The 18,222-nt window shown below is 65.8% G+C and carries 16 protein-coding genes; 9 read left to right on the top strand and 7 right to left on the bottom strand.

Annotation, left to right across the window (positions count from 1 at the left end; genetic code table 11):
• Window positions 1-148: 148 nt before the first annotated feature.
• Together ACO07I_RS16240 and ACO07I_RS16235 are read left to right on the top strand one after the other, a co-directional pair.
• Window positions 149-2,449, top strand: a complete 2,301-nt coding sequence (locus ACO07I_RS16240) for an NADP-dependent malic enzyme (RefSeq protein ID WP_422009389.1) — start codon at window positions 149-151, stop codon at window positions 2,447-2,449.
• A gap of 150 nt (window positions 2,450-2,599) precedes the next feature.
• Window positions 2,600-3,217: a LysE family translocator gene (locus ACO07I_RS16235; RefSeq protein ID WP_422009387.1), complete on the top strand. Its 618-nt coding sequence runs from the start codon at window positions 2,600-2,602 to the stop codon at window positions 3,215-3,217.
• A 3-nt stretch (window positions 3,218-3,220) separates the two neighbouring features.
• On the opposite strand, the gene rnk is transcribed toward ACO07I_RS16235, so the two are convergent.
• The 5 genes from rnk to ACO07I_RS16210 all read right to left on the bottom strand — a co-directional run bounded on the left by rnk (window position 3,221) and on the right by ACO07I_RS16210 (window position 7,259).
• The gene (gene rnk, locus ACO07I_RS16230; protein ID WP_422009385.1) at window positions 3,221-3,631 is read right to left on the bottom strand and encodes a nucleoside diphosphate kinase regulator; all 411 of its coding nucleotides are present in this window, start codon (window positions 3,629-3,631) and stop codon (window positions 3,221-3,223) included.
• 195 nt (window positions 3,632-3,826) lie between these two features.
• Window positions 3,827-4,759 (bottom strand): ketopantoate reductase family protein, encoded by a 933-nt coding sequence (locus ACO07I_RS16225; RefSeq protein ID WP_422009383.1) that lies wholly within the window; start codon window positions 4,757-4,759, stop codon window positions 3,827-3,829.
• An 8-nt stretch (window positions 4,760-4,767) separates the two neighbouring features.
• Entirely contained in the window at window positions 4,768-5,700 is a 933-nt protein-coding gene (locus tag ACO07I_RS16220; protein ID WP_422009382.1) for a ketopantoate reductase family protein, read from the bottom strand.
• On the bottom strand, window positions 5,697-6,392 hold the full coding sequence (locus ACO07I_RS16215) for a pyrimidine 5'-nucleotidase (RefSeq protein ID WP_422009380.1): 696 nt from the start codon (window positions 6,390-6,392) through the stop codon (window positions 5,697-5,699). Before ACO07I_RS16215 ends, ACO07I_RS16220 begins: the two co-directional genes overlap by 4 nt.
• 51 nt (window positions 6,393-6,443) lie before the next feature.
• Window positions 6,444-7,259: a hypothetical protein gene (locus tag ACO07I_RS16210; protein ID WP_422009378.1), complete on the bottom strand. Its 816-nt coding sequence runs from the start codon at window positions 7,257-7,259 to the stop codon at window positions 6,444-6,446.
• A gap of 66 nt (window positions 7,260-7,325) precedes the next feature.
• On the opposite strand from ACO07I_RS16210, the gene ACO07I_RS16205 reads away from it, so the two are divergent.
• Entirely contained in the window at window positions 7,326-8,378 is a 1,053-nt protein-coding gene (locus ACO07I_RS16205; protein WP_422009377.1) for a DNA recombination protein RmuC, read from the top strand.
• Window positions 8,379-8,493: 115 nt separating this feature from the next.
• Here ACO07I_RS16205 and htpX read toward each other — a convergent pair whose 3' ends face one another.
• The gene (gene htpX, locus ACO07I_RS16200) at window positions 8,494-9,438 is read right to left on the bottom strand and encodes a zinc metalloprotease HtpX (RefSeq protein ID WP_422009375.1); all 945 of its coding nucleotides are present in this window, start codon (window positions 9,436-9,438) and stop codon (window positions 8,494-8,496) included.
• Between the two features lie 59 nt (window positions 9,439-9,497).
• Here htpX and ACO07I_RS16195 point away from each other — a divergent pair, with 59 nt between their 5' ends.
• Both ACO07I_RS16195 and ACO07I_RS16190 read left to right on the top strand, forming a co-directional pair.
• Window positions 9,498-9,665, top strand: a complete 168-nt coding sequence (locus ACO07I_RS16195; RefSeq protein WP_422009373.1) for a DUF1674 domain-containing protein — start codon at window positions 9,498-9,500, stop codon at window positions 9,663-9,665.
• A 62-nt stretch (window positions 9,666-9,727) separates the two neighbouring features.
• The gene (locus ACO07I_RS16190; RefSeq protein ID WP_422009371.1) at window positions 9,728-11,071 is read left to right on the top strand and encodes an NAD(P)/FAD-dependent oxidoreductase; all 1,344 of its coding nucleotides are present in this window, start codon (window positions 9,728-9,730) and stop codon (window positions 11,069-11,071) included.
• Between the two features lie 78 nt (window positions 11,072-11,149).
• Here ACO07I_RS16190 and ACO07I_RS16185 read toward each other — a convergent pair whose 3' ends face one another.
• A complete protein-coding gene (locus ACO07I_RS16185) occupies window positions 11,150-12,100 on the bottom strand; it encodes an IS110 family transposase (RefSeq protein ID WP_422009370.1) in 951 nt (316 codons plus the stop codon).
• Window positions 12,101-12,398: 298 nt separating this feature from the next.
• Between ACO07I_RS16185 and ACO07I_RS16180 the strand changes: the two genes are divergently transcribed.
• The 4 genes from ACO07I_RS16180 to purH all read left to right on the top strand — a co-directional run bounded on the left by ACO07I_RS16180 (window position 12,399) and on the right by purH (window position 18,206).
• On the top strand, window positions 12,399-13,475 hold the full coding sequence (locus ACO07I_RS16180) for an NAD/NADP octopine/nopaline dehydrogenase family protein (RefSeq protein WP_422009369.1): 1,077 nt from the start codon (window positions 12,399-12,401) through the stop codon (window positions 13,473-13,475).
• Window positions 13,476-13,576: 101 nt separating this feature from the next.
• Window positions 13,577-14,806, top strand: a complete 1,230-nt coding sequence (locus ACO07I_RS16175) for a threonine ammonia-lyase (RefSeq protein WP_422009368.1) — start codon at window positions 13,577-13,579, stop codon at window positions 14,804-14,806.
• 280 nt (window positions 14,807-15,086) lie between these two features.
• Window positions 15,087-16,517 (top strand): hypothetical protein, encoded by a 1,431-nt coding sequence (locus ACO07I_RS16170; RefSeq protein WP_422009366.1) that lies wholly within the window; start codon window positions 15,087-15,089, stop codon window positions 16,515-16,517.
• 75 nt (window positions 16,518-16,592) lie between these two features.
• On the top strand, window positions 16,593-18,206 hold the full coding sequence (purH, locus tag ACO07I_RS16165; RefSeq protein ID WP_422009364.1) for a bifunctional phosphoribosylaminoimidazolecarboxamide formyltransferase/IMP cyclohydrolase: 1,614 nt from the start codon (window positions 16,593-16,595) through the stop codon (window positions 18,204-18,206).
• The last annotated feature ends 16 nt before the right edge of the window (window positions 18,207-18,222 follow it).

Genomic DNA, 18,222 nt, shown 5'->3' with positions numbered 1-18,222 from the left:
CGGTCTAGCACACGCCGCAGAGCGGTCCATGTGGACGAGAGGTGGACGATATTTGGGCATGGAAGTTGCGCTGCAGCGCGGGATGGGTGTCTGGCACGCGCGGCGGAATACCGCCAATATGCGTGCTCAATTGGGAGAGAAAAAGCAGATGACGGGCAAGAGCTCGGAAGAAATGGTCAGCAACCAGATGGGCGATCTCGACGGCGACTCGCTGATCATGCATCGGACGGGGCGGCCCGGGAAAATCGAGATCATCGCCAGCAAGCCGCTGGTCACCCAGCGCGACCTGGCGCTGGCCTATTCGCCGGGAGTGGCCGCACCCTGCCTCGCGATCGAGAAGGACCCCGCCACCGCCTACGACTACACGATCAAGGGCAACCTGGTGGCCGTGATCTCCAACGGCACGGCGGTGCTGGGCCTGGGCGACATCGGGGCGCTGGCCGGCAAGCCGGTGATGGAGGGCAAGGCCGTCCTCTTCAAGCGCTTTGCCGACGTCGACTGCATCGACCTCGAGGTCGACACCAAGGACGTCGACCAGTTCGTTAACTGTGTGCGCTATCTCGGCCCGACCTTCGGCGGCATCAACCTCGAGGACATCAAGGCGCCGGAGTGCTTCATCATCGAGCAGCGCCTGCGCGAGTTGATGAACATCCCGATCTTCCACGACGACCAGCACGGCACGGCGATCGTGTCGGCGGCCGGCCTGATCAACGCGCTGCACCTCACCGGCCGCGACATCAAGGACATCAAGATGGTGGTGAACGGGGCCGGCGCGGCCTCGATCGCCTGCATCGAGCTCGTGAAGGCGATGGGCATGCCGCACGAGAACGCCATCCTCTGCGACACCAAGGGCGTCATCTACCAGGGCCGCACCGAGGGCATGAACCAGTGGAAGAGCGCCCATGCGGTGCGCACCAAGGCGCGCACCCTGGCGGAGGCGATGGAGGGCGCCGACGTGTTCTTCGGCCTCTCGGTCAAGGGCGCCGTCACCAAGGATATGGTGAAGTCGATGGCCGCCAAGCCGATCATCTTCGCCATGGCCAATCCGGATCCCGAGATCACGCCACAGGACGTGCATGCAGCCCGCGGTGACGCGATCGTCGCCACCGGCCGGTCGGACTACGCCAACCAGATCAACAACGTGCTGGGCTTCCCCTACATCTTCCGCGGGGCGCTCGACGTGCGCGCCACGACGATCAACGAGGCCATGAAGGTCGCCGCCGCCGAGGCGCTGGCCAAGCTCGCCCGCGAGGACGTGCCCGACGAGGTCGACCGCGCCTATTCCGGCCGCCGCCTGCGCTACGGACCGGACTACATCGTGCCGGTGCCGTTCGATCCGCGCCTGATCGTCGAGGTCTCCGCGGCCGTCGCCAAGGCGGCCATGGACTCGGGCGTCGCGCAGAAGAAGATCGCCGACATGGCGGAATACAAGCGCAGCCTCTCGGGCCGCCTCGATCCGACCAGCCACTTCCTGCAGAGCCTGTTCGAGCAGGTAAAGGCCAACCCGCAGCGCATCGTCTTCGCCGAGGGCGAGGAGGAGCGCACGATCCGCGCCGCCGTGATGTTCCGCGACAATGGCTACGGCACGCCGATCCTGATCGGCCGCGAGGAGCAGGTGCGCGAGACCATGAAGTCGCTCGGCATCACCGACGATACCGGCCTCGAGATCCACAATGCGCGCCTGTCGACCAAGAACGCCCCTTACACGGACCTCGTGTACAAGCGGCTGCAGCGTGACGGCTACCTGCACCGCGACGTGCAGCGCATGGTCAACCAGGGTCGCAACGTGTTCGGCGCCTGCATGGTCGCGGCGGGCGACGCCGACGGCATGGTGACCGGCATCACCCGGCGCTTCCCCGAGTGCTACGCCGACGTGAAGCGGGTGATCAACATCGACGCCGGCAAGGTGCCGATGGGCTATTCCATCGTCGTGTCGCGCCAGGGCACGGTGTTCCTCGCCGACACCTCGATCAACGAGACGCCGAGCCCAGAGCAGCTCGCCACCATCGCCAAGCAGATGGTGAAGAACGCCCGCATGATGGGCCACGAACCGCGCGTTGCCTTCCTGTCCTTCTCGAACTTCGGCAGCCGCGAGATCGAGCGCATCGACCGCATCCGCAAGGCGATCCGCCTGCTCGACGCCGAGCAGGTCGATTTCGAGTACGATGGCGAGATGCAGGCCGACATGGCGCTCGACTACGAGCTGCTGAAGTCGACCTATCCGTTCACCCGCCTCACCGGCCCGGCCAACATCCTGGTCATGCCGGGACTGCACTCGGCCCACATCTCCTCGCGCCTGATGCAATCGCTGGGCGGCGTGACGGTGATCGGCCCGGTGATCGACGGACTGTCCAAGCCGGTCCAGATCGTGCAGATGGGCGCCACCGTCAGCGACCTCGTGAACCATGCGGCGCTGGCTGCCTACGGAGCGCTCATCGCCCGGAGGTAAGGGCAACTCGGTCTCTTCCCCTTTGCGGAGTCCGCAAAGGGGAAGTGCCCTCGTCTTACGAGGGCGAAGGGGTCATGACCCCGGTCGCGCAAGACGCGACACCTGCCCATTTGAATGGGGAGGCCAGCGAAAGGCCACGGAGGTCGGACCATGACTCTCGAAACCTGGTGGCTCTATCTCGGTGCCGTCGTGCTGATCTCCTGCACGCCGGGGCCGAACGTGCTCTACGTGACGACGCGCAGCATCCGCTTCGGCCTGGGATCGGCCTTCATCGGCGTGGCCGGCTGCCTGACGGCCCTGGTGCTGATGCTGACGGGGTCTGTCGCCGGGCTGAGCGCGCTGCTGCTGGCACTACCCGGGGCCTTCGACGTGCTGAAGATCGCGGGTGCCGCCTACCTCGTCTACCTGGGCATCCAGGTCTGGCGCGAGCCCGTCGCGGCGGAGACGCCGCCGCCTTCCACCGGAACATCAGGGGTGGCACTGTTCCGCGACGGTTTCCTGGTCGGCATCAGCAATCCCAAGCTGCTGGTCTTCGCGGCGGCGTTCTTTCCGCAGTTCATAGACCCTGCGCGCGCCTGGGGTCCCCAGTTTGCGCTGATGGTCGCGACCTTCCTGGGCGTGGAGCTGTTCTTCTATTCGGTCTATGCGCTCACGGGGCGCAAGCTCGCCGACCGGCTGATGCACGGGATCTGGCGCCGCTGGCTCAATCGCATCAGCGGCGCCGTCTTCATGGGCTTCGGCGTGGCGCTGTTGCGCTTCAAGCCGTGAGTGTCAGGCGACTTTGACCACCGTCAGCCGGTGCTTGCGGCCATCGCGGGCCGTCCAGGCAATCGACTGGCCGACCGCGAGTCCGATCAGCGCTGCACCGACCGGCGTCATCACCGACAGTTTGTGCGCGTCGCTGTCCTCGTCGACCGGATAGACCAGCGTCTCGGTGAGTTCGTGCTGCTCGCCATCGGTGCCGGCGTCGGAGCGGAAGGTGACCGTCGAGCCCATGCGCACGACGTCGGCCGGCACCTTGTCCTCGCTCACCACCTTGGCGCGTTCCATCTCGGACAGCAGCTCCTCGGCCACTTCCGGCAGCCGCTCCAGCGACGCGGTGGCGAGGTCTGTCAGCCGGTCGCAGTCGGCGTCGCTGACCACGATGTTGGGGACGGAACGGTTACGTGCAACGGCGGGCATCGCGGATGCTCCTGCATTTGATGAGACGAATGGGATTTAATCGGTGATCGCACGAACGCGATCGTGCCCCGATGCCGGGACACAAGGGCCGGCTCGGGGACTACGCTTCCGCGATCGGATGGTTCCGTCGCGGCACGCGCGAATAGGGGCCCGAAAAGTTCATGAGGAGGAGTTAAGCCCCTCCCGTGCCGGCTTTCAAGCCGCTTTGCGTGCACGCTTCGCGAGATAGACCTGCAGGTGCGCGTAGGCGAGGCGCAGGTTGGGCGTCGCGATGCCGGCCTTCTTCGCGCGGGCGATCATGTCGCCCACGATATGATCGGCTTCGACCATGCCGCCCTTCTCGAGATCGTGCAGCATCGAGGCGGTGAACTTCGAGCCCTTCACCGTCAGGAACGAGCGGATGGTCTTGAGGCCCTTCTCGCCGGGATCGTGGCCCGCCGCGGCCGCCACCTGGCGCGCCTCCTCGACCGTCTCCAGCACGATCGCCAGACCCTCGTCGGCTTCGAGCACGTCGCCCGACGAGCCGCGCATCAGGCAGCAGGTCGCCGCCAGGGTGCACAGCATGATCCACTTGTCCCAGAGATCCTGCACGATGTTGGCGTTCAACCCGCCGTCGATGCCCGATGCCTTGATGGCGGCATCGAGATCGACCAGCGCCTTGCGTGCTGGCTTGCTGTCGCGCTCGCCGAACGAGATCACGGCGAACGGGCTGGTGTGGAGGATATGGCCCTCCCCGTTCATGGCGACGCCGACCCGCGCGAGACCGCCCACGACCTTCTCCGCGCCGAAGCGGGCATCGAGCGCCTCGAGATGGCGCATGCCGTTCAGCAGCGGCACGATCGTGGTGTTGGCGCCGACCGCCGGGGCAATGGCATCCATCGCCGAGTCGAGGTCGTAAGCCTTGCAGGTCAGCAGCACGACGTCGTAGGGCCCGCCTTCGGCGCCGTTCGTCACGCTCTTCACCTTCTGGGTGATGTCGCCCTTGGTGCTCTTGATCACCAGCCCATCACGCTGCAGCGCCTCGTTCCGCTTCTCGCGCACGAGGAACGTCACGTCGGCGCCGCTCTGCTGCAGGCGTCCGCCGACGAGGCCGCCGATCGCGCCGGCGCCGAGGATCAGGATCTTCATGGCAACCTCTACTTCAATCCGCCGCGCGCCCGGCGCGCTTCATAGGTCTGCAGGTGGGCATATGCGTAACGCAGGTTGGGCGCGGCGATGCCGTGCTTGCGGGCGCGCGCCAGCATGTCGCCGACGATCTGCTTGCCCTCGGCCGCGCCGCCCTTCTCCATGTCGCCCAGGATCGAGGCCACGGCCTTCGAGCCCTTGGCCGTCAGCATGCCCTTCAGGTTGGCCACCACCTTGTCGCTGGGCGGCTGGCCCTCGGCCACGGCGATCTTGCGGCTCTCTTCCAGCGTCTCGGCGACGATCGCGGCGCCATCCTCGCTCTCCATGATGTCGCCGATCGTGCCGCGCATCGAGGCGCACATGCCGGCGATCGTCGACAGCATGATCCACTTGTCCCAGAGATCCTGGTTGATGTTGTCGTTGAGGCCGCCATCGATGCCGGCCTTCTTGCAGGCCGCGTCGAGCGCGACCAGCGAGGGGCGCGCGGGCTTGGCGTCACGCTCGCCGAACGACACGGCGGAGGCGCCGCTGTGCAGGATCTCGCCGTTGGGGCCCAGCATGCCCGAGATGCGGGCGAGCCCGCCGGCCACGTGCGCAGCGCCGAACTTCGCGTCGAGGGTGGCGAAATGGGCATGGCCGTTCAGCATCGGCACGATGACCGTGTCCGGTCCGACCGCCGGCGCGATGGACCCCATCGCCGAGTCGAGATCGTAGGCCTTGCAGGCCAGCACGATGACGTCATAGGGCCCGCCCTCGCCGCCCTTGGTCACGACCTTGACCGGCACGACGGCGTCGCCCTTCGGGCTCTTCACGACGAGACCTTCCTGGCGGACCTTCTCGGCGCGCTTCTCGCGCAGCAGGAAGGTCGTATCGATGCCGGCCTGGGTGAGGCGTGCGCCCCAATAGCCGCCGACCGCGCCGGCGCCGAGGATCAGGATCTTCACGTCTTGAGGTTCCTTTCGGTCAGCCAGTCGTCGAGCCATGTCGCGAGGTCGTCGGTCTGGTGATGGATGTGGCTGAGATCGGCGTCGGCCGCGCGCTTCACGCTCTCGTCGGTGCGGATCCACACCGTGCGCATGCCGATGTCGGCGGCGGGCTTCAGGTTGACGGAGATGTCGTCGGCGAAGGCGGCGCGGGTCGGATCGATGCCGTGCTTCTTCACCAGCGACTCGTAGATCTGCGGATGCGGCTTGGGCCAGTATTCGCCCGCCGCGATGTCGAAGATCGCCTCGAAATGATGCGCCACGCCCAGGCGCTCCATCACGCGCTCGGCGTGCGGCACGTCGCCGGCGGTGAAGATGATCTTGCGGCCGGGCAGCGCGCGCAGCGACGCTTCGAGCGACGGATTGGCCTCGACCGGCGAATAGTCGATGTCGTGGACGTAGTCGAGATAGTGTGTGGGATCGACGCCGTGCAGGGTCATCATCCCGCGCATCGAGGTGCCGTGGTCGCGCCAGTATTGCTTCTGCACGATCCGCGCCTCTTCGGGCGTGACCTTGAGCCAATCGGCGATATAGCGCCCGATGCGCACGTCGATCTGCGAGAACAGGTTGCAGCGCGCCGGGTAGAGCGTGTTGTCCAGATCGAACAGCCACACGTCCGGATCGTGCGCGGGGGGATCGTATTTGCGAGCCATCGATGCTGGATTACCGGGCAGGGGCGCGCTTGTCGATGCGCTTGTCGGTCTTCATTTCAGCCGGGAAACCGTGTCCCTGTAGTTCGTCACACGAGCGACGCCAAGCCCATCGGTGATCTTGTCGATGGCGACGCGACGCTTGGCCTTCCAATCCGCATAGGGAACGAAATCGGGCATGATCGAAGGATCGTCGAGGACGATCGTCCTGCCCTTGAATTCATCGACACGTTTGTTGCCGACTTCGGGGTGCTTCTCGAAGTACTTGCCATACTGGGCCATTCCGCTTCGACACAGCCAGACGTCATTCCGACGAGCCGGGAACGTCACGAGCAGGGCTTCCAGGGCGATCTCGTTGATCTTCTTCTTGTCGGCCTCCGGTAGCTTCGCGACATACTGCACGAGCGGAAGAAGCCCGCTCTCCACGGAAAGCCATGCAGCCTGAGGAGCCGTCGTGTCGAGGCATTGAAATCCCTCCGACTGGATCAGCCATCGCGCCTGCGTAAGCTGAATTCCGGCATTCTGGGCGAGCCCGGATCTGCCCGGTTCAGGAATGCTCTGGGACGTGCGCCACAACAGGGCGGCATAGAGATAGGCGATATAGGAACTGCCGCCCTTGGCGAACTGCTGGGCCCTCAACCAGTTCAACGCCCGGGACGCCGTTTCCATATCCTTGATATCGGTAACCACAGCCTTGCCCAAAGCGCTGTAGTCGTGCGCCGCGGCAAGAGCATCCAGCTTTGCCTCGTAGGGTCCGGGCGGCGGCATGTTGCGCTCGTATCCGGGCGCCGGCGTTCCCTGGGCAAAGACCGGCGGCGCGACGGCAAGCAAGAGCGCCGCGTGCACGACCGATACGAGCAGTATCCGCATGATTACCATCCCCCGGGTGACGATGAAGGTTAGCCTGCCAAACGTCGCCAACCTATAAGGATCGCAATGGATACCCTGTCGCTCGCCCTCCTCGCCGCGGTCGTTGTCCTGGCCCTCGTTCTGGTTGTCGTGCTGATGCGCCGGGACGGCGGCAGTCGCGAGGCCGAGCAGCGGATGCAGCAGCAGCTCGCCCTGGCGCTGAGCCAGCAGGCCGAGACCGTGCAGCGGGTCGAGAAGTCGCTGCGCGAGCAGGAGCAGGCGCTGGGCAAGGTCGTCGCCGAGCGGCTCGACCGCACCGAGAAGGCCACCGGCCAGATCGTCACCGACCTGCGCGAGCGCCTGGTCCGCATCGACGAGGCGCAGAAGAAGATCGGTGAGCTGTCGACCCAGGTCGTGAGCCTGCAGGAGGTCCTGTCCAACAAGCAGGCGCGCGGCGCCTTCGGCGAGGTCCAGCTCAACGACCTGGTCCAGAGCGCCCTGCCGCCCTCGGCCTACGATTTCCAGGTGACGCTCTCGACCGGCGTGCGCGCCGACTGCCTGCTGAAGCTGCCCAACCCGCCGGGCTCGATCGCCATCGACGCCAAGTTCCCGCTGGAGAGCTACAGCCTGCTGCGGGCGGTGCCGGCGGGCGACGGCGCGGCCCTGCTGGCGGCACAGCGCGCCTTCCAGCAGGCGATCCGCAAGCACATCGCCGACATCCGCAGCAAATACATCGTGCCCGGCGAGACCGCCGAATCGGCGCTGATGTTCCTGCCCTCGGAAGCCGTCTATGGCGAGCTGCACGCCAACTTCACCGGCCTGGTCGAGGAATCCTACAGGGCGCGGGTGTGGATCGTGTCACCGACCACCATGATGGCGACCCTCAACACGGTGCGCGCGGTCCTGAAGGACGTGCGCATGCGCGAGCAGGCCGGCGAGATCCAGAAGATGGTCGGGCTGATCCTGGGCGACGTGAAGCGGCTCGACGACCGGGTGGACAATCTGAAGAAGCACTTCGCCCAGACCGAAAAGGACCTGCGCGAGATCGATACTTCGACCACGGCGATCACCCGCCGCGGCGAACGCATCCTCGCCGTCGACCTCGGCGAGGAGCCGGCGGCACTGCCCCCGAAGGTTTAGCGGGCAGCGCGTAAAGGTCCCTCGCTACGCTCGGGATGACAATGGGTGTCGGGATCGGCGCGGTGCGTCGGATGCAGCAAAGGCTGTCATCCCCGGCCTAGCGAGCGACCTTTCGTTAGCCCCACGGACCGCGGCGCGGCGCCTGCGGGGCGGGACTGGCCCACGGGCCGCTTCGGGGAGCCGACGAGGCCTGCCGCGGCTGCGCGTAGCTCTGGCCGCCCATCGCCTGCAGGCGCGCGATGCGCTCCTCCATCGGCGGGTGGGTCGAGAACAGGCTCGACATGCCGCCGGCCAGGGCGAGCGGGTTGGCGATGTACATGTGGGCGGTCGCGGGGTTGCGCTCGGCCGCCTCGTTGTGGATCTGCTGCGTGCCGGCATGCAGCTTGGCCAGGGCCGAGGCGAGCCACTGCGGCTGGCCGCAGATCTCCGCGCCCATGCGGTCGGCCTCGTATTCACGGCCGCGGCTGATCGCCATCTGCACCAGCATGGCGGCCATCGGCGCCAGGATCATCGCGGCGATGGCGACGATCGGATTGACCAGCGGCCGGCCCTCGGAATCGCGGCCGCCGCCCATCAGGCCGCCGAAGCTGGCCAGCATGCCGATGGCGCCCGAGAGGGTCGCGGCCACGGTCATGATCAGCGTGTCGCGGTGGCGGACATGGGCCAGCTCGTGGGCCATGACGCCCGCGACTTCCTCGCGGCTGAGGTAGCGCAGCAGGCCCGTGGTCGCGGCCACGGCGGCATGCTCGGGATCGCGGCCGGTCGCGAAGGCGTTCGGCTGGTCCTCGTCGATCAGGTAGACGCGCGGCATCGGCAGGCCGGCGCGCTGCACCAGCTCGTGGACGATGTTGAACAGCTCCGGCGCATTCTCCGGCCCGACTTCCTGGGCGTTGGCCATGCGCAGGACCATCTGGTCGCTGTTCCAGTAGGCGAAGAGGTTCATGCCCAGCGCGGCGACGAGGGCGATGACGAGGCCGGTCTGGCCTCCCAGCAGGTAGCCCGCCACGAGGACAAAGCCCGTCAGCGCGGCGAGCAGGAGGGCGGTCTTGACGTAATTCATGCCGGGTAAGTTGGTCTGCAAAAGTGGCGAATCAAGGTGGGGACAGGCATCATGCAGTCATGACCGACAGCAAAAAGCCCACTCCGCCGGAGCCGCCCAAGGCCGATCCGGCAATCCCCCCTGTCCCCGAGAAGCCGAAGAAGGTCGAGGAGATCGGCGGCCCGCCCGGCCCCGAGCCCACCCGCTACGGCGACTGGCAGTTCAACGGCAAGGTCACGGATTTCTAGACGCAAGGCGATGGCACGAAGACTGCCTCGCCTGCTCGATCCGAAGAACTCCGAGTAGATCCATGAGCAAAGCCGACATCTTCCACCCCAGCTTCAAGGCGCAACCCTGGTGGTGGGAGGCGTGGACGCCCAACAACGCGCTGAGCGTCGACCCGCCCGCGAAGACCGACGTGGTGATCGTGGGGGCGGGCTATGGCGGCCTGTCGACGGCACTGGAGTTGCGGCGCAACGGCATCGACTGCGTGGTGCTGGAGCGCGGCGTCTTCGGCATCGGCGCCTCGACGCGCAACGGCGGCATGCTCTCGGGCGGCACCAACATCGCCAAGGGACTGGGCGGCAAGAACCCCAAGGTCGAGGCCGAGTTCGAGGCCAACAAGGCGGCGTTCCTGGGCAGTGGTGCGGATTCGCTGCAGACCCTGATCGACATCATCCATCGCGAGAAGATCGACTGCGGCCTGATCACCAACGGCCGCTTCACCGGCGCCTGGACGCCCAAGCACTACGACGACCAGGCGCGCAAGGTCGAGATGTTCAACAAGTACGCCAATGTCGGCGCCGAGATGATCCCGCGCGAGCGGGTGCGCGAGATGATGGCCTCCGACTATTACTATGGCGGCATGTACGTGAAGAGCGGCGGCAACCTCCACCCCGCGCGCTACTACAAGGGCCTGCTCGAAGCCGCCCACACGCAGGGCGCCATCCTCTGCGGCGAGGTCGAGGCCGAGCGCATCGAGAAGACGAAGGACGCGAAGACCGGCAGCGGCTGGCGCGTGCTGACCGCCAAGGGGCCGATCGCCTGCCGGGAAGTCGTCATCGCCACCAACGGCTATACCGGCGACCTGACGCCGAAGCTGAAGATGCGCGTCGTGCCGGTGGCCAGCCACATCATCGCCACCGAAGAACTGCCGATGCCGGCGACGGACCTGATCCCGCTGCAGCGCTCGATCGGCGACACCAAGCGGGTGCTGACCTATTATCGGCCCTCGCCCGACGCCAAGCACATGATCTTCGGCGGCCGCGCCCGCTTTACGGCGGCGCCGCCGGAAGTCAGCGCACCGATCCTCTACCAGTACATGATCGACCGCTTCCCGCAGCTGAAGGGCATCCGCATCACCCATGTCTGGACGGGCAACGTGGCCTTCGCGCTCGATTCGATGTCGCACATGGGCCAGGACGACGGCATGCACTATCTGCTCGCCTGCAACGGCAGCGGCGTCGCGATGATGACCTATCTCGGCACCCAGACGGCCAAGAAGATCGCAGGCGGCTCCAATGCCCCGGTCAATGCCTTCGACGGCCGCGAGTTTCCCGAGCATCCGCTCTACAACGGCGATCCCTCGCTGTATCTGCCGCTGATCGGCGCTCTCTACCGCACCCGCGACTGGCTCGACCGCAAGATGGCTTAAACACCGTCATCTCGACCGAAGCGCGCAGCGCGGAGCGGAGCAACTGTATTGTTGAGAGGCGAGTGGATCGGCGAGAGCTTAAGCGAGAGCGTGCCTTGCGGGATCCCATTTCTCACGGCGCTGTAGCATCGTGTTGAGGATGCAGATGAGCTTGCGCATGCAGGCGACCAAGGCAACCTTGTGCTCCTTGCCCTTGGCGATGAGACGCCGGTAGTAGTCCTTGAGGACCGGGTTGTGCTGTGTCGCGGCCCCGAGGATGGGGGTGAACAGCAGGCATCGCAGCTTGCGCCGCCCGCCCTGGATATGACGATGACCGTGGCGTTTGCCGCTGTCGTCGTCGAAGGGAGCGACGCCTAGCAGGGCCGACGCAGCTTGGCGGTCGACCTGGCCGAGCTCGGGCAGGAGGGCGAGGAGAGCCGCTGCGCTGTTACCGGCGAGGCCCGGTACGCTCTGGATGATCTCGGCGCGCTCGGCGAAGTGCTCGCTCTGCTCGATCCTGTCGACAATGAAGGCTTCCAGCCGGGCCTGCTGGCGGGTGATCTCCTTGAGCAGTGCCTGATAGGCCCTCTGCACGGCCTTGGGCTGCTCGTGTTCGCCCCAGTTGTCGATCTTCTCCTTGAGGCGAGAGAGGCCGCGGCGGGCAGTGACCAGCTGGTCAAGCTCCTCGCGGGCGGCATCCTCGGGCTTGCCTCGATGCTCGAAGGCCTCGCCGAACCAGGCGATCATGCGGGCGTCGATCGGGTCGTTCTTGGCCAGCTGTCCGGCCGACTTGGCGAAGTGGCGGACCCGCTTGGGGTCGACGATCACCACCTCGAGGCCCGCGGCACGCAACAGGCGGGCCCAGCTCCGCTCGTAGCCGCCGCTGGCCTCCATCACCGCCTGACCGACGGCATGCTCTTTCAGCCAGGCCCGCAGCTGGCGATGGCCCTGCGGATCGTTGGCAAAGCAGCATTCGGCGCCCCGCCGGATCGCCACGTCGACCTTCTCCTTGGCAACATCGATGCCGACAACGACTTGTTCCTGTGCCATCCTCGTGTCCCTTCCTTGCTCGTACGGGCTCAACGGCCCTTGCAACTGTTCGGGTTCAGGAAGACACCGGACCTGTCCCTCGCTCCGCTACAGGCTTGTGCCTTGGAGACCTTCGGGCTCAGATCTGGCGACGGGCGGTTGTTGGAGCAGCCGCCCGTTCGCGCATCTTGGCACCAGCGCCGTACACAAGAGATCTTCTCTCCACGAATTGCCGGCTTTTGATCGAGAGAAGGTCTTTCCACTTCGCCTCGCTGCGCTCGGTTTCGGTCGAGACGACGGGGATATAAGGACGTAGAAGATGAAAGTAGGCATCGTCGGCGCGGGTTCGATCGCGTTTGGAATGGCGGCGTTTCTCGAATGCGAGGGGCACAAGGCCACGCTGTGGTCGCCATCGGGCGAGCGCACCAAGGCCTTGGCTGCGGTTGAACCGCTCGTCGCTGCGGGCGCGATCGAGGGATCGCTCAAGCCGGCTGTCGCCACCAGCGCCGAGACGCTCGTAGCCGATGCCGAGGTGCTCCTGATCGCCTTGCCGGCCTACGGGCACAAGCTCGTCTTCGAGCGGATCGCGCCGCACATCACCGCGGCGCAGACGGTGATCGTGAGTTCGCATGCCTCGTTCGGCGCGCTCTATCTGTCGCGGCTGCTGGCCGCGCGTGGCATCACGGTGCCGATCGTCGCCTGGGGCACGACGCTGGTGAGCGGCCGCCAGTCCGGGCTTGCCAAGGTGCAAGTGAACACGGTGCGCAAGACGGTCGATCTCGCCACGTTGCCCACCTCGCGCAGTGCCGAGGGTCTCGCCCTCTGCCAGTCCCTGTTCGGCGACCGCTTCGTCGATCGGCAGAGCCTGCTGGCCATCGCGCTCAGCAATCTCAATCCGACGATCCATATGGGCATTGCGCTGGGCAACATGACGCGCATGGAGCGGGCCGAGACGTGGGGCCAGGCCGAGAACGTGACGCCCAAGATCGGCCGATTGCTCGAGGAACTCGATCGCGAGCGTCTCGCCGTTGCGATGGCGCTCGGCCTGGAGGTTCGTACGATCTTCCAGCACCTCAACCTCTCGTTCGGTGTGCCCCTGGGCTCGGCGCACGAGATGCACCAGGCCATGCATGCCCTCGGCAAGAGCGGCGCCGGCCCGACCACCGCCGACAGCCGCTACGTCACCGAGGACGTGCCGTTCGGCCTGGTTCCGACCGCGAAACTCGGCCGCCTCGCGGGCTCTCCCGCGCCGCTGCACGAGGCTGGCGTCAGCCTCTTCTCGGCGATGTACGGGCGCGACTTCACGGCCGAGAACGACCTTTTAGCCGCCCTCGACATCGATTCCCTTTCCCTGTCGCAGCTCCAGACACTCTGCAGTGACGGTTACTCGCACTAGCGGCTCAATGGAGCGCGCTACTCCAGTGGCGCTCGTCCGCTATCGATGAGAAGAATATGAGCGCAACTGGAGTTGCGCGCTCCAATGACAGTGATCTCGACATGACCGATAGCCTCCCCGTCTCTCTCGCCGACGTGCGCGCCGCCGCCGCGCGCATCAAGGGCGCCGTCGTGCACACGCCCTGCCTGCGCAGCGAGACGCTGTCGCGCATCGCAAAGGCCGATGTCTGGATCAAGTTCGAGAACCTGCAATTCACCGCCTCGTTCAAGGAGCGCGGCGCGCTGAACACGCTGCTGCAGCTCAGCGACGAGGAGCGCCGTCGCGGCGTCATCGCCATGTCGGCCGGCAACCACGCGCAGGGCGTCGCCTACCACGCCGGCCGGCTGGGCATTCCCGCGACCATCGTGATGCCGTCCTTCACGCCCAACACCAAGGTCAAGCACACGCGCGGCCATGGCGCGCGGGTCGTACTGATCGGCGACACGCTGGCGGAAGCGGCGGCCGAGGCGCATCGCCTGGCCGACGCCGAGAAGCTGGTCTTCGTCCATCCCTATGACGATCCGCGCATCATCGCGGGCCAGGGCACAATCGCGCTGGAGATGCTGGCGGACGCGCCCGAACTCGACACGCTGGTCGTGCCGGTCGGCGGCGGCGGGATGCTGGCCGGCTGCGCCGTCGCCGCGCGCGGCCTGAAACCCGACGTCCGGATGATCGGCGTCGAATCGGCCGGCTACTCGGCCATGCGCCAGCTCCTGGCCGGCGAGCCGGTGACGGTAGGCGGCGACACGATCGCCGAGGGCATCGCCGTGCGCGATATCGGCCGGACGCCGCTCGCCATCGCCCGCGCGCTGGTCGATCGGGTGCTGGCGGTCGACGAGGTGGCGATCGAGCACGCCATCGCGCTGTTCCTCGAGGTCGAGAAGACCGTGGCCGAAGGCGCGGGCGCCGCGGGACTCGCCGCCCTGCTGGCCCATCCGGAGGTCTTCGCCGGCCGCAAGGTCGGGCTGATCCTGTGCGGCGGCAACATCGACACCCGCCTGCTGGCCTCGGTCCTGCTGCGCGGCCTGGTCCGCGACGGCCGCATCGTGCGCCTGCGCCTGATGATCCCCGACCTGCCCGGCCAGCTCGCCCGCGTGGCCGGCCTGATCGGCGGTGCCGGCGGCAACATCGTGGAAGTGCAGCACCAGCGCCTGTTCGGCAGCGTCGTGGCCAAGTCCACCGAGCTCGACGTCACCGTCGAATCCCGCGACCGCGACCATGCCCGCGAACTGGTCACCGCGCTTCAGGCGGAGGGCTTCACGGTCCGCGTCCTGGAGGGAGCGGACGCTTAGAGACGTCTCAGCACTTCAGAATGAGACACAACACTTGGTGGCAGGGAGCCGTACTCTGCTCTCCGGGGTTGACGCGGGCTGCACGGTGTGATTTCCTCTCGCTCGTTCCTGAAAAGGAACAGGAAGAGCCCGGAGTGGGCTCTGGATAAAGGCCAACCGAAAGGGCGGCAACCTCATCGAGACCTGCAAAGGGATAGATGATGGGACCACGCATCATGATCTTTGCGTGGCTTTAGCCAGAGTTCGCTCCTTTACCTGAAATGGTTTCAAGGAGAAGAAAATGGCTACTAAGAACGACGACATCATCATCCGTTTTGCGCACGTCGCCACGCAACCGTCCAAGAATGATGCGGGCGAAGAGAGTCCGATCAAGCGTTTGGTTGGCTTTGTTCAGGCCAAGCACCTCATGCCGCTGCTTCATAAGGCGGGACTGGCAGCGAATCCCCGTTCTTCGCGTCGCAATGCTGTGGTCGAAGATATCCTGACCACGCTGGAGAACTCTCCGGATCTGTTCCGCTACATGTCAAAGGGCCTCCTGATCGGGACGGCGCATTGCGAAGAATTGCAGCGCAACCGGTTTCGTTTGCGTTTTGTCGACTCGGCCGTAGAGGGTGTCCTCGATGGTGGTCACAACATGCTGGCGATCGGTTTGCATATGCTGAAAGAGGTCATGGAGGACGCGGATTGGAAGCGCATTAAGTTCTGGGACGATATGAAAGCTGCCTGGGACGATCACGAAGAGGAACTGGAAAAGATTAAGGACCAGTTCCAGTTCGAGGTTGCGGTTGAGCTTCTTGTGCCGTCTGGCTCAACCGAGAACGACATCGATGCCTTTCTCATGCCGCTCTTGGAAGTATGTGAGGCACGCAATAACAACGCCCAGCTTCCGATTGAGGCCAAATCTAATAAGCAGGGCTTCTATGACGCCATTCGGTCGGAAGTTTCGGAGGCTTTTTCTAATCGCGTCGAGTGGAAGCCAAACACATGGGAAGATGACAGCGAGAAGCGCCCCGTTAAGGTCCGTGATCTCGTTGCATTGGCTTGGATCCCGCTCAATGCCCTCAGCGAGGCCCGCGCGTTGCCCACGGACATTCGTGTCTCGCCGCAGAATACCTATCGCAACAAGGGCGAGTGCTCGGTGCGCTTCGAAGAACTGATGTCACGCGATGACGTGACGGAGGAACTTCAGGGTGCTCGGCGCAAGCTTCACCATGCGGGCGTCGCGAGCGCGTTCAAGATCTTGGCCGACATCCCCGAACTGTACGACCAGATTTATGAAGAATTCCCCACCGCCTACAATGAAGGGGGAAAGCGGTTTGCCGCGAATCCTATCGTGAAGATCTACGACCCCGCCAAACGCAAGGCCGCAAAGGCGGCTGGCAAGGACGCTTCGGGCTACATGACAACCGAGCCGAAGACCCCCTTCTTTCGCAACGGGACACGATGCAGCTATCCGGAGGGGCTCATCGTTCCCCTGATCTACGGCCTCAAGGGCTTGATGGTAGTCGAACGCGGCAAAGTGCGATGGGCTGTCCGCGATCCAAGCGCCTTCGTAAAGGCAAATTTGCCGAGGATTGCTGAGGCGTATCAGTTGGTTATGAATATGGCCCGCTGGGATCCTCAGAAAATTTCCAAGGATCCCAATTCGTATGAATTTGCAGTGCGGGAGTTCCAGAACGCTCTCAGCGCCGGCCGCCGCTCCGCAGCCTAAGACCAGACGCGGTGCGGAGGATAATACCCTCCGCACCGTTCCCATCCGACCGCGGCCCGGGCTAAAAGACCGGCCATGTCCGCCTCGACCCAGTACGTCCCCTCGCCCACGCCCGACCTGGCCCGCATCCAGCGCGCGTTGATCTCCGTTTCCGACAAGGAGGGCCTGGTCGAGCTGGGCAAGGCGCTGGCGGCGCACGGGGTGGAAATCCTCTCCACCGGGGGTTCGGCCAAGGCGCTTCGCGACGCCGGCCTCAAGGTGGTCGAGGTCAGCGATCACACCGGCTTCCCCGAGATCATGGACGGCCGCGTGAAGACGCTGCAGCCCTCGATCCATGGCGGCATCCTGGCCCGCCGCACCGACGCCGGCCACCAGAAGGCGATGGGCGATCACAAGATCGCGGGCATCGATCTGGTGGTGGTGAACCTCTACCCGTTCGAGGCCACGGTCGCGCGCGGCGCCGACTTCCCGACCTGCGTCGAGAACATCGACATCGGCGGGCCGGCGCTGATCCGCGCCTCGGCCAAGAACCACGACTTCGTGACGATCGTGGTCGACCCGAAGGACTATGCCTCGGTGCTGCAGGAGCTCGACTCGCACAAGGGCGCCACGACCCTGGCGCTGCGCCGCAAGTTGGCGGCCAAGGCCTATGCCCGCACCGCGTCCTACGATTCGGCGATCGCCAACTGGTTCGCCGGCCAACAGGGCGAGACCTTCCCCGAACGCCTGACCCTGTCGGCCGAGAGGGTGCAGACGCTGCGCTACGGCGAGAACCCGCACCAGAAGGCGGCCTTCTACAGCGACGGCAGCAAGCGGCCCGGCGTCGCCACCGCGCGCATGGTCCAGGGCAAGGAGCTGTCCTACAACAATATCGGCGACACCGAATCTGCCTACGAGTGCGTCGCGGAGTTCGCCGAATCCGCCATCGTCGTCGTGAAGCACGCCAACCCCTGCGGCGTGGCCGTCGATCCCGACCAGTTCACCGCCTACCAGAAAGCCTATGCCTGCGATCCCGTCTCGATCTTCGGCGGCATCGTTGCGCTGAACCGCACGCTGGAGGCCAAGGTCGCGGCCGAGCTGGTGAAGCTCTTCCTCGAAGTGGTGATCGCGCCCGATGCGACGCCGGAAGCGCTGGCGATCCTCGCGACCAAGAAGAACGTGCGCGTGCTGCTGGCCGGCGCCCTGCCCGATCCGACCACGGCCGGCATGACGCTCAAGAGCGTGGCCGGCGGCTATCTCTTCCAGACCCGCGACAACGGCCATCTCACCAAGGCCGACCTCAAGGTCGTGACCAAGCGGTCGCCGACGGCGAAGGAACTCGACGACCTGCTGTTCGCCTTCACCGTCTGCAAACACGTGAAGTCGAACGCCATCGTCTACGCCAAGGACGGCGCCACGGTGGGCGTCGGCGCGGGCCAGATGAACCGCCGCGACAGCTCGCGAATCGCCGCCATCCGTGCCGCTGAATCCGGCGAGGCCGCTGGTCTCGCGGTGAGCCCGGCGGTCGGCAGCGTCGTCGCCTCGGACGCCTTCTTCCCCTTCGCCGACGGTCTTCTGGCCGCCGCCGAAGCCGGTGCCACGGCAATCATCCAGCCGGGCGGCTCGATGCGCGACAAGGAAGTGATCGAGGCCGCCGACGAAAAGGGCCTCGCGATGGTCTTCACCGGGATGCGGCACTTCCGGCACTGACTCCGAAGAGCGCCTC

Source organism: Reyranella sp. (genome assembly GCF_965227665.1).
In the GTDB taxonomy this organism is placed as follows: Bacteria; Pseudomonadota; Alphaproteobacteria; order Reyranellales; family Reyranellaceae; genus Reyranella.
Note: the sequence above shows the minus strand (reverse complement) of the source record. Positions and strands in the feature narration are given on the sequence as shown.

Excerpts from the sequence above, each read along its gene's own strand:
- ACO07I_RS16240 (WP_422009389.1), top strand. The coding sequence starts at position 149 with ATGACGGGCAAGAGCTCGGAAGAAATGGTCAGCAACCAGATGGGCGAT.
- ACO07I_RS16235 (WP_422009387.1), top strand. The coding sequence starts at position 2,600 with ATGACTCTCGAAACCTGGTGGCTCTATCTCGGTGCCGTCGTGCTGATC.
- rnk (WP_422009385.1), bottom strand. The coding sequence starts at position 3,631 with ATGCCCGCCGTTGCACGTAACCGTTCCGTCCCCAACATCGTGGTCAGC.
- ACO07I_RS16225 (WP_422009383.1), bottom strand. The coding sequence starts at position 4,759 with ATGAAGATCCTGATCCTCGGCGCCGGCGCGATCGGCGGCCTCGTCGGC.
- ACO07I_RS16215 (WP_422009380.1), bottom strand. The coding sequence starts at position 6,392 with ATGGCTCGCAAATACGATCCCCCCGCGCACGATCCGGACGTGTGGCTG.
- ACO07I_RS16210 (WP_422009378.1), bottom strand. The coding sequence starts at position 7,259 with ATGCGGATACTGCTCGTATCGGTCGTGCACGCGGCGCTCTTGCTTGCC.
- ACO07I_RS16205 (WP_422009377.1), top strand. The coding sequence starts at position 7,326 with ATGGATACCCTGTCGCTCGCCCTCCTCGCCGCGGTCGTTGTCCTGGCC.
- htpX (WP_422009375.1), bottom strand. The coding sequence starts at position 9,438 with ATGAATTACGTCAAGACCGCCCTCCTGCTCGCCGCGCTGACGGGCTTT.
- ACO07I_RS16195 (WP_422009373.1), top strand. The coding sequence starts at position 9,498 with ATGACCGACAGCAAAAAGCCCACTCCGCCGGAGCCGCCCAAGGCCGAT.
- ACO07I_RS16190 (WP_422009371.1), top strand. The coding sequence starts at position 9,728 with ATGAGCAAAGCCGACATCTTCCACCCCAGCTTCAAGGCGCAACCCTGG.
- ACO07I_RS16185 (WP_422009370.1), bottom strand. The coding sequence starts at position 12,100 with ATGGCACAGGAACAAGTCGTTGTCGGCATCGATGTTGCCAAGGAGAAG.
- ACO07I_RS16180 (WP_422009369.1), top strand. The coding sequence starts at position 12,399 with ATGAAAGTAGGCATCGTCGGCGCGGGTTCGATCGCGTTTGGAATGGCG.
- ACO07I_RS16175 (WP_422009368.1), top strand. The coding sequence starts at position 13,577 with ATGACCGATAGCCTCCCCGTCTCTCTCGCCGACGTGCGCGCCGCCGCC.
- ACO07I_RS16170 (WP_422009366.1), top strand. The coding sequence starts at position 15,087 with ATGGCTACTAAGAACGACGACATCATCATCCGTTTTGCGCACGTCGCC.
- purH (WP_422009364.1), top strand. The coding sequence starts at position 16,593 with ATGTCCGCCTCGACCCAGTACGTCCCCTCGCCCACGCCCGACCTGGCC.